Origin of the sequence: Planococcus sp. SSTMD024, from assembly GCF_041320495.1 — a bacterium.
Classification (GTDB): Bacteria; Bacillota; Bacilli; order Bacillales_A; family Planococcaceae; genus Planococcus.
In genome coordinates this window covers 33,071-58,111 of record NZ_JBGGNS010000007.1, presented here as the reverse complement: position 1 = coordinate 58,111, position 25,041 = coordinate 33,071, and the positions used below count along the sequence as shown (strand labels likewise).

Annotated in this window: 26 protein-coding genes; 16 read left to right on the top strand and 10 right to left on the bottom strand. The window is 50.1% G+C overall.

Annotated elements, in window-relative coordinates:
- Window positions 1-43 precede the first annotated feature (43 nt).
- On the bottom strand, window positions 44-1,030 hold the full coding sequence (locus AB9R92_RS01990) for a P1 family peptidase (RefSeq protein ID WP_370667857.1): 987 nt from the start codon (window positions 1,028-1,030) through the stop codon (window positions 44-46).
- A gap of 97 nt (window positions 1,031-1,127) precedes the next feature.
- On the bottom strand, window positions 1,128-1,547 hold the full coding sequence (locus AB9R92_RS01985) for a universal stress protein (protein WP_370667856.1): 420 nt from the start codon (window positions 1,545-1,547) through the stop codon (window positions 1,128-1,130).
- Between the two features lie 167 nt (window positions 1,548-1,714).
- Between AB9R92_RS01985 and AB9R92_RS01980 the strand changes: the two genes are divergently transcribed.
- Genes AB9R92_RS01980 through AB9R92_RS01970 form a run of 3 tightly spaced genes read left to right on the top strand, consistent with a single transcriptional unit; the run spans window position 1,715 to window position 5,273 of the window.
- Window positions 1,715-2,086 carry an ArsR/SmtB family transcription factor gene (locus AB9R92_RS01980; protein WP_370667855.1) on the top strand — a complete coding sequence of 124 codons (372 nt, stop codon included), beginning with the start codon at window positions 1,715-1,717 and terminating at the stop codon, window positions 2,084-2,086.
- Entirely contained in the window at window positions 2,043-4,133 is a 2,091-nt protein-coding gene (locus tag AB9R92_RS01975) for a heavy metal translocating P-type ATPase (protein ID WP_370667884.1), read from the top strand. Before AB9R92_RS01980 ends, AB9R92_RS01975 begins: the two co-directional genes overlap by 44 nt.
- Window positions 4,134-4,154: 21 nt before the next feature.
- Window positions 4,155-5,273, top strand: coding sequence for a GNAT family N-acetyltransferase (locus AB9R92_RS01970; protein WP_370667854.1), 1,119 nt, complete (start codon window positions 4,155-4,157; stop codon window positions 5,271-5,273).
- A 59-nt stretch (window positions 5,274-5,332) separates the two neighbouring features.
- Here the strand turns inward: AB9R92_RS01970 and AB9R92_RS01965 are convergent, their stop codons facing one another.
- Window positions 5,333-5,488 carry a lmo0937 family membrane protein gene (locus tag AB9R92_RS01965; protein WP_121300999.1) on the bottom strand — a complete coding sequence of 52 codons (156 nt, stop codon included), beginning with the start codon at window positions 5,486-5,488 and terminating at the stop codon, window positions 5,333-5,335.
- Window positions 5,489-5,717: 229 nt separating this feature from the next.
- Between AB9R92_RS01965 and mntR the strand changes: the two genes are divergently transcribed.
- From mntR to AB9R92_RS01935, 6 genes are all read left to right on the top strand, one after another.
- Entirely contained in the window at window positions 5,718-6,140 is a 423-nt protein-coding gene (gene mntR / locus AB9R92_RS01960) for a transcriptional regulator MntR (protein ID WP_370667853.1), read from the top strand.
- 23 nt (window positions 6,141-6,163) lie between these two features.
- The gene (locus AB9R92_RS01955) at window positions 6,164-7,024 is read left to right on the top strand and encodes a CvfB family protein (RefSeq protein ID WP_370667852.1); all 861 of its coding nucleotides are present in this window, start codon (window positions 6,164-6,166) and stop codon (window positions 7,022-7,024) included.
- A gap of 54 nt (window positions 7,025-7,078) precedes the next feature.
- Window positions 7,079-7,966, top strand: coding sequence for a DUF1002 domain-containing protein (locus AB9R92_RS01950; RefSeq protein ID WP_370667851.1), 888 nt, complete (start codon window positions 7,079-7,081; stop codon window positions 7,964-7,966).
- A gap of 219 nt (window positions 7,967-8,185) precedes the next feature.
- On the top strand, window positions 8,186-9,154 hold the full coding sequence (locus AB9R92_RS01945) for a ring-cleaving dioxygenase (RefSeq protein ID WP_370667850.1): 969 nt from the start codon (window positions 8,186-8,188) through the stop codon (window positions 9,152-9,154).
- A 77-nt stretch (window positions 9,155-9,231) separates the two neighbouring features.
- Window positions 9,232-9,513 (top strand): GNAT family N-acetyltransferase, encoded by a 282-nt coding sequence (locus tag AB9R92_RS01940; protein ID WP_370667849.1) that lies wholly within the window; start codon window positions 9,232-9,234, stop codon window positions 9,511-9,513.
- Between the two features lie 453 nt (window positions 9,514-9,966).
- On the top strand, window positions 9,967-10,515 hold the full coding sequence (locus AB9R92_RS01935) for a DUF4064 domain-containing protein (protein ID WP_370667848.1): 549 nt from the start codon (window positions 9,967-9,969) through the stop codon (window positions 10,513-10,515).
- 80 nt (window positions 10,516-10,595) lie between these two features.
- Here AB9R92_RS01935 and AB9R92_RS01930 read toward each other — a convergent pair whose 3' ends face one another.
- Entirely contained in the window at window positions 10,596-11,087 is a 492-nt protein-coding gene (locus AB9R92_RS01930; RefSeq protein ID WP_370667847.1) for a GNAT family N-acetyltransferase, read from the bottom strand.
- 94 nt (window positions 11,088-11,181) lie between these two features.
- Between AB9R92_RS01930 and AB9R92_RS01925 the strand changes: the two genes are divergently transcribed.
- Window positions 11,182-11,640: a GNAT family N-acetyltransferase gene (locus tag AB9R92_RS01925; protein ID WP_370667846.1), complete on the top strand. Its 459-nt coding sequence runs from the start codon at window positions 11,182-11,184 to the stop codon at window positions 11,638-11,640.
- Window positions 11,641-11,707: 67 nt separating this feature from the next.
- On the top strand, window positions 11,708-12,112 hold the full coding sequence (locus AB9R92_RS01920) for a hypothetical protein (protein ID WP_370667845.1): 405 nt from the start codon (window positions 11,708-11,710) through the stop codon (window positions 12,110-12,112).
- Between the two features lie 60 nt (window positions 12,113-12,172).
- Here the strand turns inward: AB9R92_RS01920 and AB9R92_RS01915 are convergent, their stop codons facing one another.
- On the bottom strand, window positions 12,173-13,294 hold the full coding sequence (locus tag AB9R92_RS01915; RefSeq protein WP_370667883.1) for an MFS transporter: 1,122 nt from the start codon (window positions 13,292-13,294) through the stop codon (window positions 12,173-12,175).
- Between the two features lie 191 nt (window positions 13,295-13,485).
- Here AB9R92_RS01915 and AB9R92_RS01910 point away from each other — a divergent pair, with 191 nt between their 5' ends.
- From AB9R92_RS01910 to AB9R92_RS01895, 4 genes are all read left to right on the top strand, one after another.
- Window positions 13,486-14,379 carry a diacylglycerol/lipid kinase family protein gene (locus AB9R92_RS01910; protein ID WP_370667844.1) on the top strand — a complete coding sequence of 298 codons (894 nt, stop codon included), beginning with the start codon at window positions 13,486-13,488 and terminating at the stop codon, window positions 14,377-14,379.
- 304 nt (window positions 14,380-14,683) lie between these two features.
- Complete coding sequence (locus tag AB9R92_RS01905; RefSeq protein ID WP_058381804.1) at window positions 14,684-15,469, top strand: AraC family transcriptional regulator; 786 nt, start codon at window positions 14,684-14,686, stop codon at window positions 15,467-15,469.
- Window positions 15,470-15,612: 143 nt separating this feature from the next.
- Entirely contained in the window at window positions 15,613-16,410 is a 798-nt protein-coding gene (gene yidC, locus AB9R92_RS01900; protein ID WP_370667843.1) for a membrane protein insertase YidC, read from the top strand.
- A 49-nt stretch (window positions 16,411-16,459) separates the two neighbouring features.
- Window positions 16,460-16,705 carry a hypothetical protein gene (locus AB9R92_RS01895; protein ID WP_370667842.1) on the top strand — a complete coding sequence of 82 codons (246 nt, stop codon included), beginning with the start codon at window positions 16,460-16,462 and terminating at the stop codon, window positions 16,703-16,705.
- Between the two features lie 217 nt (window positions 16,706-16,922).
- On the opposite strand, the gene AB9R92_RS01890 is transcribed toward AB9R92_RS01895, so the two are convergent.
- Window positions 16,923-18,074, bottom strand: coding sequence for a 3-phenylpropionate MFS transporter (locus tag AB9R92_RS01890; RefSeq protein ID WP_370667841.1), 1,152 nt, complete (start codon window positions 18,072-18,074; stop codon window positions 16,923-16,925).
- Window positions 18,075-18,264: 190 nt separating this feature from the next.
- Between AB9R92_RS01890 and AB9R92_RS01885 the strand changes: the two genes are divergently transcribed.
- A complete protein-coding gene (locus tag AB9R92_RS01885; RefSeq protein WP_370667840.1) occupies window positions 18,265-19,065 on the top strand; it encodes a D-alanyl-D-alanine carboxypeptidase family protein in 801 nt (266 codons plus the stop codon).
- Between the two features lie 1,270 nt (window positions 19,066-20,335).
- On the opposite strand, the gene cls is transcribed toward AB9R92_RS01885, so the two are convergent.
- The 4 genes from cls to AB9R92_RS01865 all read right to left on the bottom strand — a co-directional run bounded on the left by cls (window position 20,336) and on the right by AB9R92_RS01865 (window position 24,896).
- On the bottom strand, window positions 20,336-21,793 hold the full coding sequence (cls, locus tag AB9R92_RS01880; protein ID WP_370667838.1) for a cardiolipin synthase: 1,458 nt from the start codon (window positions 21,791-21,793) through the stop codon (window positions 20,336-20,338).
- A gap of 178 nt (window positions 21,794-21,971) precedes the next feature.
- A complete protein-coding gene (locus AB9R92_RS01875; protein ID WP_370667837.1) occupies window positions 21,972-22,802 on the bottom strand; it encodes a squalene/phytoene synthase family protein in 831 nt (276 codons plus the stop codon).
- 167 nt (window positions 22,803-22,969) lie between these two features.
- Window positions 22,970-23,689, bottom strand: coding sequence for an HAD-IIB family hydrolase (locus AB9R92_RS01870; protein ID WP_370667836.1), 720 nt, complete (start codon window positions 23,687-23,689; stop codon window positions 22,970-22,972).
- On the bottom strand, window positions 23,631-24,896 hold the full coding sequence (locus AB9R92_RS01865) for a glycosyltransferase (RefSeq protein WP_370667835.1): 1,266 nt from the start codon (window positions 24,894-24,896) through the stop codon (window positions 23,631-23,633). Before AB9R92_RS01865 ends, AB9R92_RS01870 begins: the two co-directional genes overlap by 59 nt.
- Between the last annotated feature and the right edge of the window lie 145 nt (window positions 24,897-25,041).

The window sequence follows — 25,041 nt, the reverse complement described above, 5'->3', positions numbered from 1 at the left end:
ACCGTTCCGCTGAATTAGCGGGACGGTTTTTTGCGTTTTATTTTTATTCGAACAGACCTTTTTCGACGACGCGGCCAAGACGCCCAAAAGTGGTCTCTGCATGGAACAGCGATTGATAGACCGCTTCTTCCGTAGATTCGATAATGCCTTGGAAAAGCGAAGCCATCACTTCGTGGTCATCGCGCAATACCCGCAACTCGGTAAAAGGCGATTGCTGCTGGTGGGGAATCGTATAAGCGGTGGAGAAGGCGATAATGATATCCCCTGAGCCGTTATGTACATGCGTGCCGGTTCGGCCGAGCCCGATCGCCGCACGTTTGGCGAGCCGCTTCAGCTGGCGGCTATCGAGCGGCGCATCGGTGGCAATGACGATGATGACGGATCCATCCGGTCGCTGTTCCGGAGCATTTTCCGGCAGCCAATTGGCAATGGCGATTTCTTCTTTGCGTCCGAAATTGGTCAAAGCGAGTGCGCCGGCCGTGAACTGTTCATCCCCGTATTCCACAGTGCGTGAAGAAGAACCGATACCGCCTTTGACGCCGTAGCAGATCATCCCTTTGCCGGCACCGACCGCCCCTTGTGCAAAGTCAGGAGAAGCTGTGCGAATTGCCTGGGCAGCGTGAGCCGGTTCGACCGCCATCCGCCGCATCGAATTCAAATAGCTGTCATTGCATTCACCGACAAGCAAATTCAATGAGCTGGTCGAGTCGCCGATTGATGGATTCTCGGCGAGCATATAATCCATCGTGCCTTGCAATATTGCCGCCACGCTGAAGGTGTTAGTCAGCATGATCGGGGATTCAAGCACGCCAAGTTCATCGACCTGGACAAGTCCTGCCGTTTTCCCGAATCCATTCAACACGAATGATGCGGCGGGCGTTTTTTGTTCGAACCAGTTGCCGGCATGCGGCAAGATCGCAGTGACGCCGGTGCAGACCGATTCCTCATCATTGATCTTTTCATCGAGCGTGACATGGCCGACGGTGACGCCCGGCACATCGGCGATGGAATTGCGTTTTCCTCTATGCATCGTGATCCCCATTTCCGTTTTCCTGCATAACAGGCTGCGGATTCCAATATTGTTTAGAGGTGTGGAATCGAACAGTTCCGCAGCATGCAGTTTCTTTTTACTTGATGACCAAGACAGGCGCTTTGACGCGTTTTGCCACTTTATGGCTGACGCTGCCGAGCACAAATTCCTGAACAGGATTCAAGCCGCGGCTGCCGATGATGACTATATCGTATGGATGTTCGTTCGCATGGGAGACGATGGCCGGTCCGGGTGCTCCCTGTACAATGACGCTTTCCACACGGATGCCTGCGTGGCGGAAAATGTCTTCGAATGGCGACAGGTGCTCGTGGGCAGCGTCGATTATTTGCTCGCTTGTGAGCCCGCGATTGCTTTCCTTTTCGGATTTTCCATAATCGACGGCACAAATGATGGTCACTTTTGCCCCAGGCGTACCTTGAACAAGTTGGATCGCATGGTGTGCGGCGCGTTTTGAATGATCAGATCCATCGATGGCGACTAATACGTGCTGGTACATAATTCGTCTCTCCTGTTCTATGGTGTCGTTGGTTTTCTTAGTATAGCATTTCCTGAATTAGGAGAGGGCGGCTGTACTTTTCATTCAAATGAGCATTTGACTGTTTAACGGTATAGTCTTATACTGTAATCAATCAAATGAAGGTTTGAATGAAGGGTGTGAACAGGATGAAAGAAATGTGCGATATTACAAAAGTCCATCCCGAAGCGGTCGATCGGGTGCAGCAGCATATGGTCGACCTTGATGGCGTTTCGGCTTTGTTCAAGGCATTGGCGGATGAAACGCGCTTGAAAATCGCTTATGCACTGACAATCGAGCCTGAAATGTGCGTGTGCGATATCGCTGCGGTGATCGGTTCCTCGACAGCGACGGCGTCCCACCATCTGCGGTATTTGCGCGAGCGGGATTTGGCGAAATCCGAACGCAAAGGCAAACAGATTTATTATTCCTTGTCGGATGACCATGTGCGTCAGCTTGTGACCATCGCAAATGAACATGCGAAAGAAGGTGTTTCAGTTGAGCAAAACCTATCGTCTTGAAAATTTATCTTGTACAAGCTGCGCGGCGAAATTCGAACAGAATATCCGCAATTTGCCGGAAACGAAACACGTTGAACTGAATTTCGGTGCCTCCAAACTGCGGGTCGATGGCAATGTATCAATCGAAGAACTGGAAAAAGCGGGCGCATTCGACCATATCCGCGTCTATCCGGAAAAACAACGCGTGCCGCATGTGCCGTTTTATAAACGGCGACAGACGGTCGAAACGGCCATTTCGTTTGTCTTTCTGATCGCTGGCATCATCGCTTCATTCCAACTTGGCGAGACGCATCCATGGTCGATCGGCTTGTTCGGCGCATCGATGCTGATCGGTGGTTACCGGATGTTTTCCACCGGATTGAAAAACCTCAGCCGTCTGGAATTCGATATGAAAACCTTGATGACCATCGCGATCATCGGCGCGGTCATCATCGGAGAGTGGCGGGAAGGCGCGGTCGTCGTGTTCTTGTTCGCCATCAGCGAAGCATTGGAATCGTTCTCGATGAACAAAGCCCGCCAATCGATCCGTTCGCTCATGGACCTTGCGCCGTCACGGGCGTTGATCCAGCGAGGCGGCGAATTGATTGAACTGGAAACCGAAGACATCCGCATCGGTGACGTATTGATCGTCAAACCCGGACAAAAAATCGCGATGGACGGTACGGTGCTGCGCGGTGAATCCGCCGTCAATCAAGCAGCGATCACCGGTGAATCGATTCCTGCCACCAAACAGCGGGGCGATGAAGTATTTGCCGGCACGATGAACGAAGAAGGCGCACTCGAAGTGACCGTGACCAAACGTGTGGAGGATACGACCATTGCGAAAATTATCCACTTAGTGGAAGAAGCACAGGCAGAAAAAGCCCCTTCGCAGCAATTCGTCGACCGTTTCGCAAAATATTACACACCGGCAATTATTGCGGTGGCCTTTTTGGTCGCGCTCGTTCCCGGATTTGCCACGGGAAATTGGGAGCTGTGGGTCTACCAGGGCTTGGCGGTGCTCGTCGTGGGCTGTCCGTGTGCGCTCGTCGTATCGACGCCTGTCGCGATTGTCACGGCGATCGGCAATGCGGCAAGACAGGGCGTGCTCATCAAAGGCGGCATCTATCTGGAGGAAACAGGGCGCATACAGGCTGTCGCATTCGACAAAACCGGTACTTTGACGAAAGGTTATCCCGAAATGACCGATGTCTTGCCAGAAGAAGGCTATACACCTGAGGAAGTGGTCAAGCTCGCAGCGTCAGTCGAAGCCTTGTCGCAGCATCCGCTCGCACGCGCCATCACGAAACAAGCGCCGGAACTGTACCCATCCGAGCGTTTCCAATCCTTAACCGGCAAAGGCGTACACGCAGAAATAGGCGGCACGCGCATCCGTGTCGGCAGCTTGAAATGGGCAGAAGAGCACGGGTTCCATGCACCAGCAGCTGCCTATCGCTTACAGGAAAGCGGAAAGTCTGCGATGGCGGTATTTTCCAGCAAGCATCTATTCGGGGTGATCGGCGTTGCGGACGCCATTCGGGAAGAAAGCCCGGCCATCATCGAAGCGTTGAAAGGCATCGGCATCCATCAGACCATTATGTTGACAGGGGACCATCCTGCGACGGCCAAAGCAATTGCTGCGGAAATCGGCGTGACGGATATTCGCGCCGGCTTGATGCCTGAAGACAAACTGGCCGCCGTCAAAGAGCTGCAGTCGCAATATGGCCGCGTGGCGATGATCGGCGACGGCATCAACGACGCACCGGCGCTTGCGGCGTCCGATATCGGCATAGCCATGGGCGGGGCCGGAACGGATGCGGCGCTGGAGACGGCGGATATTGCCTTGATGGCCGATGATTTGGAGAAACTTCCATATACCATTCGACTAAGCCGAAAAACTTTGCGTATAATAAAAGAAAATATCATCTTTGCACTGGCACTGAAAATCTTGGCTCTGCTATTGATCATTCCGGGCTGGCTCACTTTATGGATCGCGATCTTTGCGGATATGGGGGCTACACTATTGGTCATCTTGAATGCATTGCGCTTGGTGAAAGTCCAGAAGTAAGAGGCGTTTGGGGGTTGTGATTTGAAGTTAACTGAATGGACCATGGAAGAGCACGAAAAATTGATCGAGTTTATGACGACCAACTCATGGCCCTATCATGGCCATGAGCATCCGGTGCGCGCCTTGATCGAGAAAACGATTGTAGAAGGCGGCTATAAATCGGACCAGGTCAAGACCTTCTGGATTGAAAACGACGAAGGCGAACAAGTGGGATTGGTAAAAATTTTCGACTTGCAGGATGAGATTCCGCTGTTTGATTTGCGGATTGCAGATTCTTACCGCGGGCAAGGTTACGGCCCGAAAGCATTGCGCATGATTGCCGATTTCGTCTTTTCCTTGCCGGAGAAGAAAATCCGACTGGAAGGCCATACGCGCCACGATAATTTTGCGATGCGCAAAGCGTTCGAGCGGACCGGATTCGTCAAGGAAGCGCATTTGCGCCAGGCTTGGTTCTCGCCCAAAGAAAATCGCTATTACGATGCCGTAACTTACGGCATGACCCGTGAAGACTGGGAGGCGGGAGTCACGACACCGGTCATGTGGGATGATGCTGTCAAAGAACCTGCCGAGCTGCCGTTTAACCCGGTATTGCTGGAATTTCCGGATGCTTTTGAATCGGAGCGGCTATTGATCCGCGCACCGAAAAAGGAAGATGCCGTGCTCAGCTACGAAGCGGTGCGTCATTCACTGGAAGCCTTGCGCCCTTGGATGCCTTTTGCCCAAAATGAGCCGGACCTTGCACAGATGACGGCGAACCTCATCGAAGCGGCAGCGGATTTCGAACTGCGCAAAGATTTGCGGCTGCATTTCTTCGATAAGAACAGCGGGCAGTTCATCGGTTCGAGCGGCTTGCACCGCATCGACTGGGAAGTGCGCAAATTCGAGATCGGCTACTGGGTGGACAGTCGCTTTGAAGGAAAAGGCTATGTAACGGAAGCGGTGGAACGCATCACCCGTTTTGCGTTCGAAGAGTTGCAGGCGAACCGCGTCGAAATCCGCTGCGATCCCGACAATGTCAGGAGCCGAGCGGTTGCGGAGCGCCTTGGATTTGAACTGGAAGGCATTTTGCGCAAGGACAGCCTGTCGAGGCATGACGGCAACATCCGTGATACGTGCGTCTATGCGAAAGTGAGAGCATGAAAAAACCCCGGGAAAGCAGATCGATCTGCTTTCCCGGGGTTTTTTGGTCCGATGCTTATCTAAACACCTTTCCTGCCTGTCACTAAATTAACGATCAAGACGATTGCCGCGATGATCAAAAGAATGTGAATAAGTCCGCCTGCTACGTCTAATAAGAATCCGATCACCCATACTGCAAGAATTACTACCAAAATAATCCAAAGAATACGTCCCATGTCCTCCACCTGCCTTTCATTTTCGTATAACTTTTGTGTTATAACTATCACTACCCTGAGCGAAAATCCGTTAAACCTCCCTTGCTCCATTCGCAGCCGCTTTTGTGAATGTTGGAAAATTGCCTTTATTCGGCGCTTTGGAATCGCGCGTGCCAAGCGCCCATGCTCAGTTGTTCACAGGGCGGCAGTATAGTAAACTGAACATAGCGAAGCGAGGGAGGAACGGAATTTGCCTACTCCAAGTATGGAAGACCATATTGAAATCATTTATTCATTGATAGAGCAAAAAGGGTACGCGCGCGTCTCGGATATTGCCGAGGCGCTATCGGTGCTGCCGTCATCGGTGACGAAGATGGTGCAAAAACTCGATAAGGACGGTTATTTGATTTATGAACGCTACCGGGGGCTGATGCTGACGCCTAAGGGGCAGAAGCTTGGCAAACGATTGCTTCAGCGCCACGACCTGCTCGAGCAATTCCTGCGGTTGATCGGCGTGGATGAAGATAAAATCTACGAAGACGTAGAAGGAATCGAGCATCATTTGAGCTGGAATTCCATCGACCGCATCGCCGACCTGGTCCAGTTGCTTGAAGAAGATAAAGGCGTAGCGGAAAAATTGAAGAAGTTAAGCAATGAGCAAAAAAACAGCTAACACAAATAGAGGAGGTATGCAGCATGGCTTTGCATCCAGGATTGAAAGCATTATTGCACATTAAAGACCGTTCCACATCCCAATGGATTTTAACGGATGGTTCCGGTGATGAGGTGACGATGAACGCATCGGAAATCGAGGAAGGCCAAGAGATCGGCGAGGAGATTGAGGTCTTCTTGTACCGCAACCGCCAAGGGGGCATCTCCGCGACACCGATGATTCCGCATATTTTGCCGAGTGAATACGGGTGGGCGAAAGTATTGAAGGTGTCACCGCGTGAAGGCGCAGTCGTTGATATCGGCACGACACGTGAAGTATATGTCCTGCCGGCGGATTTGCCGCAAGTGCAGGATCTATGGCCGCAGCAGGGGGACCACATCTTCATGACGCTTCGCACGGACCGTTATGGTGATCTGTATGGACGCCTGGCGACAGAAGAAAAGGTGCTGGAACTTTACGAGCCGGCGCCTGCTGAAGTATACAATAAAGATTTGAAAGCACGCGCTTACCGCTTATTGCCGGTCGGTTCGTTCATGCTCTCCGTTCCGGAGAACTACCGTGTCTTCGTCCATGAGTCAGAACGCGAAGCAGAACCGCGCCTGGGCGAAGAAAAAACGGTGCGCGTCATCGATGTCAAAGACGATGGCACGCTCAATGGGTCTCTGTTGCCGCGCAAACAGGAACGACTGTCGGATGATGCGGAAGAAATTCTTCGTTATTTGGAAAATGCAGGCGGCCAAATGCCATTTACAGACAAATCGTCACCGGACGAAATCATGGAAATGTTCGGCATGAGCAAAGCGGCGTTCAAGCGTGCGCTCGGCCGGCTTTACAAAGAACGCCGCATCCTCCAGGAAGATGGCTGGACAAAATTGATCGGCTAAGGAACCTTTCTGCCTCAAATGCGTACTAATATTTGAAGAAAGGGGCAAAAAAAGATGAGAAAAACTATGACACTTGCCGCACTTGCGATTGCCGTTGTGTTGGCATTCGCCGGTACGGCATCTGCGAATGTCGGGATAAATGAGAAATTTGGCTTGCCGATTGTCGTCTACGGAGGCGACCTGTCTGCAGATGAAAAGGCGCAAGTCGCTGAAAGCCTGGATGTTGCAGGAGAAGCGGAAGTGGAAGAAATCGAAGTGACCGGACAGGATCTGGTCAAATACATCACGGACGGCGACGCACGTGCGCGCATGTATTCTTCTGCCAAGATCACACGCACTGACGAAGGCGAAGGCCTGGTCATCGAAATCGCCACCCCGGACAACATCACCCAGGTGACGACAGAAATGTACGCCAATGCCATGCTGACGGCCGGTATTGAAAATGCGACCGTGGAAGTGGCTGCGCCGAAAGCGGTAACCGGACATTCTGCGCTTGTCGGCATCTACAAAGCCTATGAAGTGAACGGGGAACAACTCGACCCTGAACGGACAGATGTCGCCAACGATGAATTATCCGTTGCGACGGAATTGTCCGAAGGCGGAGTTGATCAAGAAAAGGTCAGCGAATTGCTGACGGAAATCAAAAAGCAGATTGCTGAGCAGAATCCGGCAACACGCGAAGACGTGGAGCAGATCGTCGAAGAGCAATTGAGCCGCCTCCAGATCGAATTGAGCCCTGAAGACCGCCAATTGCTGGTCGATTTGATGGACCGCATCCGCCAGCTTGATATCGATTTCTCGAAATGGTCGACTGAATTGGAAGATTTGAGCAAGACGATTGAAGATAAAATTGGGACAATCGTCAATGACGAAGGATTTTGGGAAAGCGTTAAACAGTTTTTCCGCGATCTGGCCAATACCGTTCGCGGTTGGTTCAACTAACCCATTCTTTGCGCAGGTAAGCGGGTAAAATCGCCGCAATGTGAAAAATAACAACACAGGGCTGTCCCGGAAAATCATGAAAATGGTTTCCGGGACAGTTTTTTTGGTTTTTCACCCGCCTTATCGTGAAGCGGAAACAGCTATCTTGCAGAAAAACAGGGAGGAATGCTAAACTATATATAATAATCTCGAATTCGAGATAAAGAAAGGGTGCTTTTCATGCAAGTAGCAGGCATTCATCATGTATCAGCAATTACAGCAAATGCAGATAAAAACCATGACTTTTTCACGCGCATTCTCGGGATGCGACTCGTCAAAAAAAGCGTCAATCAGGACAACCCGTCTTCCTACCATTTATTTTACGCCGATGCGGTAGGGACACCGGGAACGGATATGACTTATTTCGATATTCCAATGGCGGGCAGGACCTATCCGGGCGTGACTTCCATCAGCAACACCGGTTTCCGGATCCCATCAAGCCAGGCGCTGGATTACTGGTTGGAGCGTTTCCGTGAGTTCGGCGTCCCGCACGGTGAAAAAACACAGCGCTTCGGCCGGGATACTGTGGAATTCCAGGACTTTGAAGGGTCTCGCCTGATGCTTGTCGTCGACAATGGGGAAGGCATTCCGTTTGGTAAGCCGTGGACACAAGCGAGCGTTCCGGAAGAGTTTGCGATTCGCGGGCTCGGGCCTGTCAGATTGACGGTGCGGAAATCGGAGCGCACGGCTAAAGTATTGACGGATATTCTCGGTTTTTCGAAAGTCGGTGCTTATGCGCCGGAAGTGGAAGGGCAGCCCGAAATTCTCGTCTTCTCGACAGGAGAAGGCGGCCCGGGCGGCGAAATACATTTAGAGGAGCGCTCAGACCTTCCGCCGGAGCGCCCCGGCCGGGGAAGCGTGCATCATGTAGCATTCCGCGTAAAAACTTACGAAGAGTATAATCAATGGAACGCATATTTGCGCGCCAATGGCTTCCAGACGTCCGGGGAAGTGGATCGCTATTATTTCAAAGCGATTTATTTCAGGGAGCCGAACGGGATCTTGTTTGAATTATCGACAGATGGGCCCGGCTTTGCGACGGATGAACACGCAGACGAACTTGGCGAAGGTTTGGCTTTGCCGCCATTCCTTGAGCCGAGACGCAAGGAAATCGAAGACTCTCTCCGCCCGTTGGAAATCAACCGCTAACTGGCGTCGAGGCTCTAGCGGCAGGAAGTTTCGATTCGCCCGCACAGATAAAGTGGACATAAGGAGGAATTGGACCGATGGAATTGAAATTTACAGAACTCGGGCAAGATGAATTTGCATTTCGCGAAACAGACGGCGAGACAGTGAAAGCGGAAATCACGTGGACACAAATGGCTGATTTGATGGTCGTGGAATATACCTATGTCGAAGAAAGCCTGCGTAATCGAGGGCTTGCCAAAGAATTGGTCGACCGGGCGGCTGCTTATGCCCGTGAAAACCAATTCAAGATGCAGCCGGTTTGCTCGTATGTAGCGGAAACATTCGAACGTTCCGATGAATACAACGACGTCAAAGCTTAGCCCGCCATTCAGGTGACGCTTGATAAAGAGACACAAAAAAAGCAATCCGTTTCCTCTTGGAATGGATTGCTTTTCTATGTATTGATGAATGTTCGTCTCATAGGCTCACTCCTTCTTACAGGCTTGTCATGAAGAACACGATGGCTGTGAGGATCGATGCGCCGCCTACTCCGTACATGAAATCTGCTTGGTTAAAAATTAGTTTATTTTCCATTTTTTAGAACCCCTTTTATAATTTGTCTTTTGTTGCTGATAGTAATAAAATACCCAGCTTGACAAGAGTTAAACAAGTTTTAATAACTTTTTAGCGGGAATTGAAGTAATGCGAAACCAAAACGGCGCGAAAGCGTATGTATGGAGAAAGAAACTTAGTAATAGAAGCTAAGGGGCCGTGGGCAAGACAGAACATTCATTGCAGCGGAAAGCCCCGAAACAGAAATGGGAGGGTTATTTATGGATCAGGCACCACAGAATTACGGAACCATGAAGAGGACAGGTGAAAAAGCTCTTGGCATCATCGGCATCGTTTTCAATGTAATCGGCATCATTTTGTCAATCATCCTCATCACCAGTTTGGTTGGGTTTGAAAACAGCGATATGCACCGCCAGATGGAACAGGATTTGCGCAATGACCCAATGATGACAAATCCGCAAGAAGCAGAAATGGCAGTCGATACATTCAATGCATTTGTTGCAGGGTTCGATGTCGTGGGTTGGGTATTGGTCATCTTATTAGCGATTAGTACCGTCTTTGCCATTTTGGCCATCACGAAATTAAAATCTTTTGATACGGCAAACACGGCAGGCATTTTCTTCATCCTTGCCGGAATCTTCGCCGGGATCTTGTCGCTGACATCGATCCTCTTCTACATCGCTGCGATCATGTGCTTCGTGCGCAAGCCGCCACTCCGCGAAGACGAATTGATGGGCCACAGCAACGAACCGGCCACAAGAAGCGATGCGGTAACGCGTGAAGACGACACGCCGTACCGCCCGTTATAAGAAAAGAAAAACAGTAGAATTTCAGATTCACAAAAACCCCCTCGAAGCGAATTCGAGGGGGTTTTTGTGGAGCTATGGGTTTATTGCGCCTGGCGGGAAAGATCGAAAACGTATTTGGCTGTCTGGAGGGGATGCCCTTCGAACAACTCCTCGAATTCTTCAAGCAACAGGAAGCCGTTCGCTTCATAGAAATTGCGGCCTTTTTGGTTTTCGCTTTCAACGTAGACGAATAATTGCTGCCCGCCTTTTAAGCGAGACAAACCGTCCGACAGCAGTTTCCTGCCAAAACCTGAACGCTGGTGCTCAGGTTTCATGTACATGGCGATCAATTCGGCATCGCCGTCTTCATCGACTTTCGTGAAGTTCGCGAAGCCCACTGCCTGCCCGTCTTGTTCGGCAAGCAGGAGGATTGTCCGCTCCATGCGCATTTCGAGCATCGGAGTCGAATAAGATTGTTCCAAAAACTTCTGTTGTATGGGAGATGGAATGATCCCTTCGTACGTATCATTCCAGCTGATGTGAGCGATTTCCCGTACAGATTCGATATCTGCCGGTGTACCTGTGCGAATCATGCAATCACCTCTGGAATTATTTTTGCTATCATATCAAACTCTAGCCTGAATAGCCATTGATGTGGAATAATGAAATCACAGGAGGCGATTGATTATGGCATGGAAAAGTTATCAATTTGACGACTTCACAGCACAAGCATTATACAATATATTGAAGCTGCGTGTCGAAGTATTTGTTGTGGAACAGAATTGCCCGTATCCGGAATTGGACGGCTTGGATGAAGTTTCAACCCACATCGTGTATGAAGAAGGCGGCCAGGTGCTTGCCTATGCCAGGCTGGTGCCGGCCGGGAAGAAATACGACGTGCCATCGATCGGCCGCGTTATCGTTCGCAAGGAAGCACGAGGCCGTGGGCTGGCGAAGGAGCTCCTTGTGCGCTCGATCCGCTATATCGACGAACAATGGAAAGAACCCGAGATCCAATTGCAAGGCCAAGAGTATTTGAAAGATTTTTATGGCTCATTCGGTTTTGAAGCGATTTCGGCTGTTTACGACGAAGATGGCATCCCGCATATCGATATGAAACGGTCCGCAACCGAAACAGCTGAGTGATTCATGATTAGCTTTAGGCGAATAGGGTAAACAAGGGATAACAAGAAAAGTAAAAGGAGTGCTGCAAATGGCTAGGAAAAAAGGTGGCGGCAGAGGCCTGCTTTTGGCAGGACTGGCAGCCGGTGCATATGCATATTTCAAAAAACCGGAAAACCGCGAAAAAGCGACTGTTGCATTTAATGACGTGAAAGCGAAGGTGAATGAGTATATGGAATCCCAAAATTTGGACCAGAACAAAGACCAGCAAGACCAAAAGAGCGAAGGCCTGGACAAGACCGACTTGCAGGAAAACAAGATGACGGCAGAAGGCGGCACACAAGCAACCGTCCAGTACTACAATGAAAAAGAACAGAAAGAAAAGAAAGAAGGCAACGACGATGTGAAGCTTTCTTCAAATGATGACAGCGAAGAAAAATCGGAAAATACCGAATCGGTCTCATCCGAACCGCGTTTGAATACCGATAAACTATAAACTTCAAAAAAGACCGCCCTGGCACCTTTGCCGAGGCGGTCTTTTTCATGGCCAAGAAAATCAGCGTTTGAGCGTCAGCCAATTGGCCAAAGCGATCGACAGCAATAACGCACCGCTGAACAAGAAACCGCCGTCTGCAGTAAGTGCCAAAGCCCCGGTGGCTCCGGATCCCGCAACGACCCCGATGGAGAAAAAGGCATAAAAATATCCGTAAGCACGCCCTCTTGACGCGGGTTCTGTGGCGTCGATCAATAAAGAATTGATGGAAGGAAACAATAACGCGAAACCGAAACCATACGTACACATCGCCGCATACAACAATGGTTCTGATGAAATACTGGCGAGTGCGAACAGCGAAGTGCCCATGACGGCAAAGCCAATAATCAACGTGATGATCGGGCGGACGGCATCGAAGAGCCGGTTGATTGGCAGCAGGAAAACCAGGATGGCTGATACACCGAATGCACTCAGCAATAAGCCGCTCAGCTGAGTGGGAAGTTCGAGCGCTGCCACTTTCAGCGGCAGCATATAAGCGAGCACGCCCTGGGAGAACATCAAGAAAAATGCGCCTGAAAACGAACGCCAAAGCCCGGCGTTCCATTGGAAAGCTTCGCGTTTGGCTGCACGGTCCGCTTGCTTTTGCACTTGATGCGTCCGCAATAGAAAGAACGCTGCGACCGCGAGCAATCCAATCAAGGTGCCGGTGACGGCCATCGTCTCGGGAACACTGCCCCTGCCCGTATAGATCGCTCCATAGGCAGGGCCGATGATTGCCGCCAATCCCACAAACGCACCGGAAATCGCTGCATTTTTGCCGCGGCGGCTATGGTCGGTGCGATTTGCTAAATAAGTGAAGGCGGCCGGCACCGTCAAGCCTGCAGCCAAGCCATGCAAAAAACGGATGGCGAGGAGGCTGTAAGCGCCTTCCGCCAAGCCATAGGCGAATAGCGCCGCAGCTGTTAAAGCAAGCCCTGTCAGCAAGATGGCAAAAGGGCCTTTGCGGTCGGAGAAGATGCCGGAGATGATATTGCCGAATGTATTCGACAAAGAATACATTCCGACGGCCAGGCCCGCCAAAAACGGCCCTGCGCCGAGCGATACGGCAAACGGGCTGATGATCGGCAATTGGGCAAATAAATCGAAAAACGCGAAGAAGATGATAAGATAGATGAAAAAGCGCAAGAGGGTCCCCAACTTCCTTTAAGATGTAATGCTGGGTGGCACTTCCGACTTCAGCGAAGCACTTGTGAAAATGGCTGAAGCAGTCAAAAGGCGCCCGATTGAAAAGAAATAAATGCGGCAATGTGGATTACATTCCGCTTTGTTTAGGGTATTGAAATACATGACCTTATTATAGCACCGGAGGGGAAAAGATGAAAAAAGCGATGTTCATATGGAATCCTTCCTCAGGGAAGGAAAAAGCGGCGGATTATAAAGATTTTGCGGAAAAGACATTGGTCGAGATGGGCTACGAAGCCGATACGCGTGAGACGACAGGCCCGGGAGATGCCACGCTCTTTGCCGAAGAAGCCTGCGAAAAGCACTATGATCTCGTCGTGGCGATGGGTGGCGACGGAACAATCAACGAAGCGGTGTCGGGTTTGGCGGAAAAAGAACATGAACCGCTTTTCGGGTTGGTTCCACTCGGCACAGTCAACGACTTCGCCCGTGCGCTCGGTATTTCCTTGAATCCGGAAGAAGCGATCGAAGGCTTGAAAACGGGACGTGAAAAACGCGTGGACATCGGAAAAGTGGGCGATCAATACTTCATGAACATCCTGGCGATCGGCGAAATTGCCGAATCCACTTATGAAGTGGAGCCTGAACAGAAGACCAAGCTCGGAGCTTTCGCTTATTTCGTTGAAGGTGTCAAAGCAGTCACTTCCGACGAAGTCACAACATTCGTCATCGAGCATGACCACGGCACCTGGGAAGGCGAGGCCAAGCTCGTCCTCGTGGCATTGACCAATTCAGTGGGCGGCTTCGAAAAGCTGGCGCCGGAAGCATTGACCGATGACGGTCTGCTCCATTTGTATATTGTCGAAAATGCTGCGCTTCCGGCATTTGTCCGCATGGCGACTGCATTGGTACGCGGAAAATTCGAGGAAGATCCATCGGTGGAAGCCATCCATACGAAGCGGGTCTCGATCCGTACGAGCGAACCCTTGTCTTGCAATATTGATGGCGATGAAGGCAGCACGACGCCATTTGATATTGAAATCATGCCGCGCCACATACGGGCGGTCGTTCCTGGGGAAACCGACTGATAGCTGTTGCAGGGCAGCCGAGCGGATATACATGAAGCACAGAACAGGCCGTGTACCATCGACGGTCTGTTTTGAATTTTTTGTAAAAACATTGGAAGTTGGAACTTTTTCATCGCTGAAACGTACAGTTAAGTGTATAATTGGTTTTAACTGTTACTGATGTCATATGTTTGAAAAATAAATTAGCTCAATTTACTTAAAAACTTGTAAATTTATCTGTAAAACGCTATTATTATTATTTATCCAAGCAGTTTATTTATTGAATAAGTTCGTTAAATTTTTTACATAGAAAGCCGGGGAGAAGATGAATATACTCGAAACGCCATCAATTCAGGAAACTATTTCCAGAATCTTTATGAACGAAACAGAAAACGTCGCGCAGCTGGAGGGGCTCGAACGTTTTTTTGAAGTGGAAACTCAATTGATGCATGAAATCCACAACCTAGAGAAAGACCGTGCCAAAGAAACATTGCGTGAATTGATCGACATGCTGGCCCTTCATGCAGGAAAAGACATCATCCGTACCGTCCGTAATTATTACATTATTTTATCATCCGTTATGGCACGTAAATTGTATGAAATGCGCGTGCCGCCGAAAAAAGCGTTCGCTTTCAATGCGGCTTGCGTCGAATTGGTCGATAAGCATATGAACGATTCGGAATTCATGTATGTAGCCGATGAACTGATCGAGTTTTTCACATCAATCATTTCGGAACGCAAACAGCCATCATTCGGCCACCAGACCGTCAACAAAGTCGTCATTTTTATCAACGACGAAGTCGAGCGCGATTTGTCGGTAGAGGAAATCGCCAAGCACTTCAATATTTCGACGAGCCACTTGTCACGCATTTTCCGCGAACATGCAGGCATTACCTTGGTGGAATACTTGAACGTGCGCCGCGTGGAAGAATCGCAATATTATTTGCGCCATTCCAATAAAGGCATTTCGGAAATCTCTAAGCAGTTCCATTTCTGCAACCAGAGCTATTTCACGCGAATTTTCAAAAAGTATACCTCGGTGACGCCGAAGCAATTCCGCGACAGCCAGCATATTCCTTATTTCCGCTATACCTTACCGAATGCCAAGTAAAGGAGAAGCAATTCTCCTTTTTTCTTATGCCTAATTTTTGTCACAAGAAATGAAAAAAGCAGCCAGTCCCGGGACAGTGCATTGAATTTTTACGGCCATATCGTTATACTTCTTAGTAGTCCAAAAAGGTGAAGGTGACAAACGTGAAAAAGAAACTTACATTACTGCTCATGCTTGCGGCAACGATCGCTTTCTTGAGCGGCTGTTCAGCAGTTGAAAACAAAGAAGGATTTTTCTACACGATTTTTGTAGCGCCATTTGATTTTTCGCTCGATTATTTAGGGAACCTCTTCGGGGGAAGCTACGGCATGGCGATTGTGGTCATTACGATCATCATCCGCCTCGTCTTGATGCCGTTCATGCTGCGCACGTATAAACGCCAGCAAGGCATGAAAGTGAAAATGGATAAGATGCGCCCGGAAATGGAAGACATCCAGAAGCGCTTGAAGGAAACAAAGGATAAAGAAGAGCAAATGAAACTCCAACAGGAAATGATGGGGCTGTACAAGAAGCATGACGTCAATCCGCTCAATATGGGCTGCTTGCCCGTCGTCATCCAGATGCCGATCATCATGGGCTTGTATTTTGCGATTCTTTATTCACCGGATGTACGCTCGCATGAATTCCTCTGGTTCAGTCTTGGATCCCCGGACATCGCGATGACTTTGATCGCGGGTGCGGTGTACTTCTTCCAGGCGAAAGTGTCGCTATGGACCATGCCGGAACAGCAGCAGAAGCAGATGAAATTCTTCATTTACCTGTCTCCGATCATGATCATGTTCATCTCGTTCACATCGATGGCTGCACTGCCTGTTTACTGGGCAGTCGGCGGGATCTTGTTGATCATCCAAACCTTCATCGGCCGGAAATTCTATTCGGAACATCCGGAAAAAGCGTTGGAAGCGGTTGAAGAGACAAACACAGCCGACAAGAACAAATAAACAAAAAAGCCGGCGCAGCTGCCGGCTTTTTTCTTAGGAGAGATAATTGATGAACCCGAAAATTTTGCAAGGCGTCTTGATTTTACTACTCAGTATATTGGCGATCGTCTTCTTGTTCATGGGCAGCATGGAAATTGCCGTCTTGTTCATGACGCTCCTGTTCGTCTTGACGAACACGTTCCGCTATAAGCAAATGAAAGAGCGTGGCATGGACCGGGAAGCGAAATGGATGAAAGGCATGGCAATCATCTTCGGCGTTTTGTTTTTCGTCGTCCTCGGCACGATCTTCATCTAATGGAAAAACAGCACAGGCTAATTAGCCTGTGCTGTTTCTGTATGATGGTGTTTATCTTTTTTACGCTCTTCCAGAAGAAAGTCCAACTGACTCATGAGGGCCAGCAGGTCATGCTTTGATATCTCTTTCAAAATTCCCAGCTCCCTTAACAGTTATGCCAAATTATTCGCAGCAGTGGCGGCCGTTAAGGGGGTCAGAACATTATTTTTAAATATTTTTAATAAGCAAAGCGTCTGCGCGTCAACAACACCAGCACAACGGCCGGGAACGAAGACGCCGCCATTCCGAGGAATGAATAGCCCGGGGCGATTTCGTATAGATAGCCGCCAATAAATGTCAGCAACGCGACACTCAAGCTCATGCCGAGTGCGGCGTACATGCCTTGCGCCGCCGGGATATTGACCGGGTCGAGCTTTTTGAAGATATAGCGGATAAAGGCAAAATGCGCGACGCCGAAAGACAAAGCATGAAGCGTCTGCGCTAAAATGAACACCCAAACCGACGGAAACAGGAAAATCAAGATCCAGCGAACGGTCGAGCCGATGCCTGCCAGCAGGAACATCGACGACACCGACCATTTCTCGAACAGCGTATCGGCTTTGACGAAAAAGACGATTTCAAAAATCACGGCGACATTCAAGATCAAGCCGATGTAAAAGCTGTTGACGCCGATATCCTGAAGGTAGATGAATCCGTAATTATAATACGCCGCATGCGCTCCCTGCAGCAGGATGGACACGACAAGAACGGTTAAGAAGCCTTTTGATTTCAGCAGTTCCGCCGTGGCGCTCGGCCCTTTCGCCCTACTCGGTGCTGGCCTCGATTGAAGCGGTACCGGAGAAGCAAGTGATTGGGTGACCGCCATGAACAGCAAGCCCAGAAGCATAATCCATAAAATCGCATTTTCCTGCCAGATGGCGGTAGCCGCCCCGACAATCAGTAAAGCGATTGTATAGCCGAGCGAACCATAGGAGCGGCTTTTGCCGTAATGGATGCGGTCGGTCTGCATCAAGACGGTCGCGCCGCTTTCCATCGCCGGCAATAGATTCGGGTAGATAAAGCTGAAAGCAAATGTAATGATGAACAGCAAAGTATAGGAATTGGCCGGGATATAGAACGCCATTACGATAAACGAGGCGATGGCAAGGATCTGCATCAAGCGCCCAAGCGAGAACAGCCGTGTCAGGAGCGGGAAGAAAAACAAAGTCGACAGCGACCGTGCGACCATGCCGGTCCCCATGATGACACTGGCAGCCGATACGCTCAGCCCTTTCTCATTGGTCAGCCAGCCGGTCCAATAAGGCAAAAAGACGCCCCATGTAAAGAAAAACGCAAAAAAGTTCAACGAAAGCCATTTTTGATTGTGCATGAATAAATCTCCACTCTTTTCCAGAAGTCTGATTAAAGTATACCGAAATATTTTCGCGCCAGGGGAATTTCCGGAAAGAAAATGATAGAATGGAAAAGGAATTGACAGGAAAGTTGGCCAACCCATGAAACCGACAAAGAAGAAAACCGAATTTGACAAGAAATTTTATATAAAATGGATGGTGATCGCAATGACAGCAATCTGGGCAGCAATTGCCGCAGTTTGGCTCTCGATGCATAATTGGGATACAGAAGAAAGCATGAAAGCATTGGCACAGGCCTTTATCGAACAACCGGCAGAAACCGAGCAACAAGCTCCGGCAGAGGAGGAATCGGCAGTGAAAGAAGAACAAGCATCGACAGAAGAAACAGAACAGCCTGAAACACAACCGGAAGAGCAGCCGAAAGAAGAAACGCCTGCACCGGCACCAAAAGATGCGACCGTCTATCCGGACATCGATCAATTGCCATCAGAACCTACTATCGTGAACGGCATCCTGCTGGCGAATAAACAGCACCCGCTGCCGGAAACGTATGCACCGGGAGAAAACGCGGAAGCCCGTGCGGCATTTGACTCCATGGCACAGGCAGCTGCTGAAGACGGCCTGCAATTGGTTGCTTTTAGCACATACCGCGGATTTGACCGTCAAAAACAATTGTACGAAGGCTATGTCGCGAAAGACGGCCAGGAAGCAGCCGACCGCTACAGCGCACGGCCTGGCTTCTCCGAACACCAGACCGGTCTTGCTTTTGATATCGGCGAAGCCGGCCAGGAACAGCACTGGGCCTCTTCATCCTTCGGCGACACGGCAGGGGGCCAATGGGTGAAAGAAAACGCCCATAATTATGGATTCATCCTGCGCTACCCACAAGGAAAAGAACAGATCACCGGTTACATGCACGAATCCTGGCATTTCCGCTACGTTGGAAAAGAAGCAGCCACCGCAATTTACAACCAGAACATCACCTTGGAAGAATATCTCGGAATATAAATAGCAAACGAATAACAGAACCGGCCGTTTTCCTGAAAAGGGGGAACGGCCGGTTTTTTATTTGATATTACTTGTCAGGAAGTGTCGCTGTTAGTTGGTTTCATCAGCTCTTGGCGACGCTTAGCTGGACTTGATGGTGAGATGAATCGTTCGTTAAGGCGCGCATCTCTAAGTAGCCGCCTCCCGCTTGGGGCTGGCCTTCCGCCATGAGCCAAGAAGAAGGCTTGTCTCATGGCTTCGGCTCGCCCATGTGCGCGGTTCGGCTTTAAGATTTCATTGGATATTGCGTGCGAACACGTGTCGCTGTTAGTTGGTTTCATCAGCTCTTGGCGACGCTTAGCTGGACTTGATGGTGAGATGAATCGTTCGTTAAGGCGCGCATCTCTAAGTAGCCGCCTCCCGCTTTGGGCTGGCCTCCCGCAACAAGCCAAGAAGGGCACTTGTCTTATTGCTCCGGCTCGCCCGTGTGCGCGGTTCGGCTTTTAGATTTCATTGGATATTGCGTGTGAAGACGTTTCACGGTCAGTTAATTTCATCCACTGGCGGGGACGCTTAGTTACACTTGATAGTGAGGTGAAACGTTCGTTGAGGCGCGCATCTCTAAGTAGCCGCCTCCCGCTTTGGGCATGCCTCCCGCCACAAGCCAAGAAGGGCACTTGTCTTATGGCTTCGGCTCGCCCGTGTGCGCGGGGCGGCTTTTAGATTTCATTGGATATTGAGTGCGAAGACGTGTCACTGTTAATTGTTTTCATCGGTTGGTGGGAAAGCCTAGCTGGACTTGATAATTGCAGAGAAATTCCACGTGTTGTTCAATTTGAGTTTACGAAGATGGTTAAAGCTTTCCGCGCTTACTTCAGTGTGTGAGGAATTTCATTTCCTCTCTAAAAATAGAGATGAAGCGGAAAGGGGCGAATGGATGGCGAGCGGAAGCCGAGTCCATTCATTCGCGACGCATTTGCATGCAGATGTGGGAGCAACGGCTCTTCTGCGATGCTTGAACCCAGAGAAACTGGGGCCCATAAAACTGAGCGCGCAGCGATCGAAGCGGCTCAATGAATGAATGAGCGAGGTGAACCGAGTCCATTCATTTGCGACGCATCTGCATGCAGATGTGGGAGCACAAGGGTTTAGCCCTCCGGAAAGCGTCCCCTTGAAGCGTAATCTCTCTCATATACCTTTTCTATCATTGGTCGTGCAAAAATCACTAGTATATACATTTCACCAAACGAAAAAACGCCCTTCCATATGGAAAGGGCGTTTACGGGTTTGATTAAAGAATCGGTGCCAGCAGGCGGGCGATGGATTCCTTCGATTTGATCATGCGGGTTCTAGCCATGTACATCTCATAAGTCAGCTCCGACGATAATTCCGTATCCTGCCTGAACAGGTCGGCCAATTCCATCGACACCTTCTCATCATAAATGAATGCATTCACTTCGAAATTCAACTTGAAGCTGCGGACATCGATATTCGCTGTCCCCACCGTCGACGCTTCGTCGTCAATGACGATCATTTTCGTATGCAGAAAGCCGTTATCGTAAATGAACACACGAGCCCCCGCCCGCAACATCTGGCCGGCATAAGAATACGTCGCCCAATAGACGAACGGGTGGTCCGGCTTGTTCGGGATCATGATGCGCACATCGATTCCGGACAACGCCGCAATGCGTAAGGCGTCATAGAAGCTCGCATCCGGGATGAAATACGGCGTCTGGATGTAAATGTATTCACGCGCCAAATGGATCAGCTTTAAATAACCGTCTTTAATCTGTTCCCAATCCTCGTCCGGGCCGCTGGAGACGATCTGCATCGAAGTCGAGCCATCTTCGGGCTGTGAAGGGAAATACGCTTCATCGTATACGATATCACGCCGCGCAGAAGCTTGGTTCCAATCAAGGATAAACCGCGTTTGGAGCGGGTACAGGGCATTGCCTTCCAGACGGAGATGCGTATCGCGCCAATAGCCGAAGCGGCGGTTAAGCCCGAGGTATTCCTCCCCGACGTTAAAGCCGCCGAGATAGCCAACCTTTCCGTCAATGACGACGATTTTGCGGTGGTTTCGGTAATTCAGCCGCGGGTTGATAATTGGCATGATAGATGGGAAGAAGGTTTCCACTTCGCCGCCAGCTGCCGAGAATTCCTTGAAATGGCGCTTGCTCAAACTGCGGGAGCCCATGTCGTCATAAAGCAATCGTACTTTGACGCCTTCTTTCGCCTTGGCGAGCAAAGCATCCATGATGCGGTTGCCGAGCTGGTCCAGCCGGAAGATGTAGTACTGGATGTGGATATGGTGCTGCGCTTGTTCGATATCGCGGATCAGGGCATCGAATTTTTCGCGGCCATCGTTGAAAATTTCCACGTGGTTGTTCTGGGTCAATAAAGCGCCGTTATTGCGCAAATGCAAGTAAATCAAGTTGCTGTAATCCTTCGTGCTGACATCTTGAAAAGGGAAAGTGCCATCGTGAATTTCATTCATTTGATGGGCAATCAAGCTTTCGATCCCGATCCGCTTACGGCCTTCCTCCCATTTGAAAAGCTTTTTCTTGCGAAGTTTGCGGCCGAGTAATAAGTAGATGAAGAAGCCGGCTATTGGAATGAAGAACAGGACCAACAGCCATGCCCAAGTGGAGGAAGCGTCCCGGCGTTCCAAAAACACCAGCGCCGCTGCCAGGAAAATATTCAAGATGAAGATTGCAGCAGTCAACACACTGATAATGGTGACGGTCATGGCCATTCTCCTTTTTAGGTAATTGCTTGTTGCCTCTAGTATAGACTAGTTGTGTAACTGAAAGAAAGGAAGAGTCGGCTGGATGATATTTACTATGAATAAAATTTTGTGTAATTAACTGGATAGTCGTGTTGTGACATTAAAAAACTGCACTCTGCGGATGAGAGTGCAGTTTGATTTAGCTGAGGCGTTCTTCTTCTTTCAATTGTTCGACAATGCCTTCAACTTCCTGGCGGCTCATCTTTTCCTTGCCGGACTTGAGCGCTTTTAAGGTGCTGTGGGCCAGTGCGAGCGGCACTTTGCAGAACATGAGAATGCGTTTGTTTTTGATGGATTTTACGTATTGGTCGGCTTGCGACAGGTTTTCACGTGCATAGCTGAACATATCGTCGCGCGTCCAGCCGTCCGGGACGAAGGTGACGCCGCGTTCGTAATCTTCATCGTAATTGCGCAGCATGTTGACGGCTTGCAAACCGCGGCCAAAACCGATGGCGAGTTCTGTGTCGGTTTCGGTGCCGTCATGCCATCTCCAAAGGTCGGAAAGCATGACGCCGACGAGCCCGGCGACGTAATAGGTGTAATCGTCCAGGTCTTCACGCGTATGGATGACCCAGTCCTTTTCGACCCATTTGGCCATGCCTCCAGCCATGATGGCCGTCGATTCGAGTACTTTCCCGCGGATTTCAGGCGGGCACACTTCGACCCAGTCCGGAAGCCGCATCGTCACGGATGGCAAATCGTCCGCGTAAGGGGCGACAAGTGCCGCGTATTCCGTTTCGTTAATATCCGTTTCGAGCATATGTTGGATGGAGCGCAGAAGAGACGCTTTCACTTCAGCCGGAAGCTCGGGATGATCCTCGATTTCATCGATTGCGCGCATGCACAAATAGGCGGAGCCGACGGTTTTCTTCAGGACAGGATCCAAAAAGCTGATCGGAATGAAAAAGGTCCGGCTCGTTTGTTTCAGCATCGCGAGTGATTCTTTTTGCAGGTTGGCGACTTTGCTCATCTTCAGTCCTCCTTTATGTAGAATTTAAGCGTGCTTATGTATGGGCGTCGCCCACTTGATTCGTAAAATGTCTTCCTTCTAAATATAAACGATATGGCTGAAAAAACAAATGATTACCCATAGCGCCACGAGAAAACCCTTTGGAAGAAACACGTTCTCCAAAGGGTTCAGTCTGCATGAAAATGGTTCCACGCTTCGTAAATTCCGCCGGCGCAATGGCGATTCGCGCGGAAAATGAGCGGATGCTCTTCGTGGGTTTTGAGTTCGGGCTGGGCGTTTCCGACGATGACCGAAGGGAAACCGAGCGTCAGCATTTCCAAGTCGTTTCCGGAGTCACCCGCGACCAGCAGTTTGGCGTCAAAAATGCTGTGGCGTTCCAATAAGTAGCGAAGCGCCTGGCCTTTTCCGCTATTCGGAGGCAGGATATCCAAATCCTTGCCGCCGCTGAAAATCAGCTTATGGGGCACGTTTTCCGCTTCGAGCAGATTACGGAATTGTTCGACCGCGTGTCCATCCGTGACATGGTAGGAGCGCCGGCTTGTTACAGGCAAATCTTGTGGAGCCAGGCCGTCGATTGTTTTCGCTAGCGCTTCGATTTGTTCGGGCGCCCAATCGTCCATCAAGCGGGATTCCCAATTTTCATCTTTCTGGAAATCGGGTCCTACATAGATTTCGGTTCCGACATCGGTGACGAGCGCTTGTGGAATCGGAAGCCCCTCATCCGCAATCAACTGACGGGCGGAAGCGAGGTGGCGGCCGGTGATATAGATCAAGCCGACTTCATAAGGTTGTTCTTCGTAAAAGTCCAACAGTTCCTGAAGGCCGGCTCTATCGCCGACTAAGGTTCCGTCCAGGTCGGTCGCCAGCAAGTGTGTTGCTCCGTTCACGGATAATCACCTCATACAATGTATTTATTTTTTTTGAAATGCTCACCCAATTGAAATCTTTGCGGGCGATGCGCACCGCTTGGCGGCTAAGGCGTTCCACCAATAGCGAGTTGACGGACAGCACTTCCATGGCAATTGCCAGGTCGATCTCGTTCTGCGATTCGACAAGCAAGCCGCTGACGCCGTCTTCAACCACATTTTTCAAACCGCCGACTTTCGAGGCGATGACCGGGCTGCCGCAAGCTTGAGCTTCGGCCGCGACCATGCCGAATGATTCGTAGAAACTTGGGACGATAGTGGCCGTTGCTGAGTTGAACAGCAGGGCCAATTGTTCTTGGTTTTTCGGGCCGACAAAGCGGACGTGCTGTTCAATGCCGCTGACCGCTTTTCGCAGCTCGGGGTCTTTCGGCAAGCCTGTTTCCGTATCGATGGCATCCGGTTCACCGCCGGCAATCACCAATTCAGGCGTGTAGCGGCTGCCGCTTTTTTCTGTAAGAAGCTTGAAGGCTTTCAATAAGGTGAAGATGCCTTTTGTTGCTTCCAAGCGGCCTGCAAAAACAAAGAGGGGATCCTGGTAGCCGAATTTTTTCCGGATATGGTGTCGGCTGCCGCGGACGCGGAACGCTTCGTCGACTCCGATGGGGATTACTGAAATGGGAGAAGCGGCAGAAACGTTCTCTTTGATCACTTGCTTTTCGGTGTTTGTCGTCGCCAAAATATGGTCACTGTGGGCAAGTACGGTTTCTTCCGCTTTTTCCCGCCGGGCATCATGCGTGCCGGTCGCTTCTTCTTTTGCCCATCCGAGCGAGTGGGATGTATGGATATAAGGCAGCCCGAATTCTTCTTTGAGCTTTTTGCCGATCAATCCCGAAAGCCAGTAGTGGGTATGAACGATATCATAATTCGATAGTGGCAACAGCCGTTTCATTTCTTCATAAAATGCCGGGAGCATGGAATACATTTCGTTTTTTGACACAAATCCTTTAAAGCCCGCTTCTACACGGATCACACGGCAGCGTTCGCCGAAATGTTCGATTTGTGGGGCATTTTCATCGCACCAATGGGTCACGACATCCACCTGCCACCCTCTGTTTTCAAGAGCGAGTGCCAGTTGCTTGACGTAATTGTTTTGGCCGCCTGCTTGTTTTCCGCCGAGCTTTGCCAAAGGGTCGCCATGGTCTGATACAAAAAGCACTTGTTTGGTCATTGTCGTTCATCTCCGTTCGTTAGTTCCTCCCCCCAAAAAGGCGGGAGTGCATATTATATATACCCATATATAGGGAATGCTAAACAGGATTTCTGAAAAGTTCCAAAACTTTTCTGTGCATTAAAAAAGAACGCTTTTGAAAGCG

Coding starts and splice junctions, on each gene's coding strand:
- AB9R92_RS01930 (WP_370667847.1), bottom strand. CDS start 11,087: ATGATTCGCACAGGTACACCGGCAGATATCGAATCTGTACGGGAAATC.
- AB9R92_RS01875 (WP_370667837.1), bottom strand. CDS start 22,802: ATGAGCAAAGTCGCCAACCTGCAAAAAGAATCACTCGCGATGCTGAAA.
- AB9R92_RS01895 (WP_370667842.1), top strand. CDS start 16,460: ATGAACCCGAAAATTTTGCAAGGCGTCTTGATTTTACTACTCAGTATA.
- AB9R92_RS01935 (WP_370667848.1), top strand. CDS start 9,967: ATGGATCAGGCACCACAGAATTACGGAACCATGAAGAGGACAGGTGAA.
- AB9R92_RS01885 (WP_370667840.1), top strand. CDS start 18,265: ATGACAGCAATCTGGGCAGCAATTGCCGCAGTTTGGCTCTCGATGCAT.
- cls (WP_370667838.1), bottom strand. CDS start 21,793: ATGACCGTCACCATTATCAGTGTGTTGACTGCTGCAATCTTCATCTTG.
- AB9R92_RS01990 (WP_370667857.1), bottom strand. CDS start 1,030: ATGCATAGAGGAAAACGCAATTCCATCGCCGATGTGCCGGGCGTCACC.
- AB9R92_RS01940 (WP_370667849.1), top strand. CDS start 9,232: ATGGAATTGAAATTTACAGAACTCGGGCAAGATGAATTTGCATTTCGC.
- AB9R92_RS01865 (WP_370667835.1), bottom strand. CDS start 24,896: ATGACCAAACAAGTGCTTTTTGTATCAGACCATGGCGACCCTTTGGCA.
- AB9R92_RS01985 (WP_370667856.1), bottom strand. CDS start 1,547: ATGTACCAGCACGTATTAGTCGCCATCGATGGATCTGATCATTCAAAA.
- AB9R92_RS01965 (WP_121300999.1), bottom strand. CDS start 5,488: ATGGGACGTATTCTTTGGATTATTTTGGTAGTAATTCTTGCAGTATGG.
- AB9R92_RS01945 (WP_370667850.1), top strand. CDS start 8,186: ATGCAAGTAGCAGGCATTCATCATGTATCAGCAATTACAGCAAATGCA.
- AB9R92_RS01980 (WP_370667855.1), top strand. CDS start 1,715: ATGAAAGAAATGTGCGATATTACAAAAGTCCATCCCGAAGCGGTCGAT.
- AB9R92_RS01890 (WP_370667841.1), bottom strand. CDS start 18,074: ATGCACAATCAAAAATGGCTTTCGTTGAACTTTTTTGCGTTTTTCTTT.
- AB9R92_RS01955 (WP_370667852.1), top strand. CDS start 6,164: ATGGCTTTGCATCCAGGATTGAAAGCATTATTGCACATTAAAGACCGT.
- AB9R92_RS01905 (WP_058381804.1), top strand. CDS start 14,684: ATGAATATACTCGAAACGCCATCAATTCAGGAAACTATTTCCAGAATC.
- AB9R92_RS01920 (WP_370667845.1), top strand. CDS start 11,708: ATGGCTAGGAAAAAAGGTGGCGGCAGAGGCCTGCTTTTGGCAGGACTG.
- AB9R92_RS01910 (WP_370667844.1), top strand. CDS start 13,486: ATGAAAAAAGCGATGTTCATATGGAATCCTTCCTCAGGGAAGGAAAAA.
- AB9R92_RS01975 (WP_370667884.1), top strand. CDS start 2,043: ATGCGAAAGAAGGTGTTTCAGTTGAGCAAAACCTATCGTCTTGAAAAT.
- AB9R92_RS01950 (WP_370667851.1), top strand. CDS start 7,079: ATGAGAAAAACTATGACACTTGCCGCACTTGCGATTGCCGTTGTGTTG.
- AB9R92_RS01925 (WP_370667846.1), top strand. CDS start 11,182: ATGGCATGGAAAAGTTATCAATTTGACGACTTCACAGCACAAGCATTA.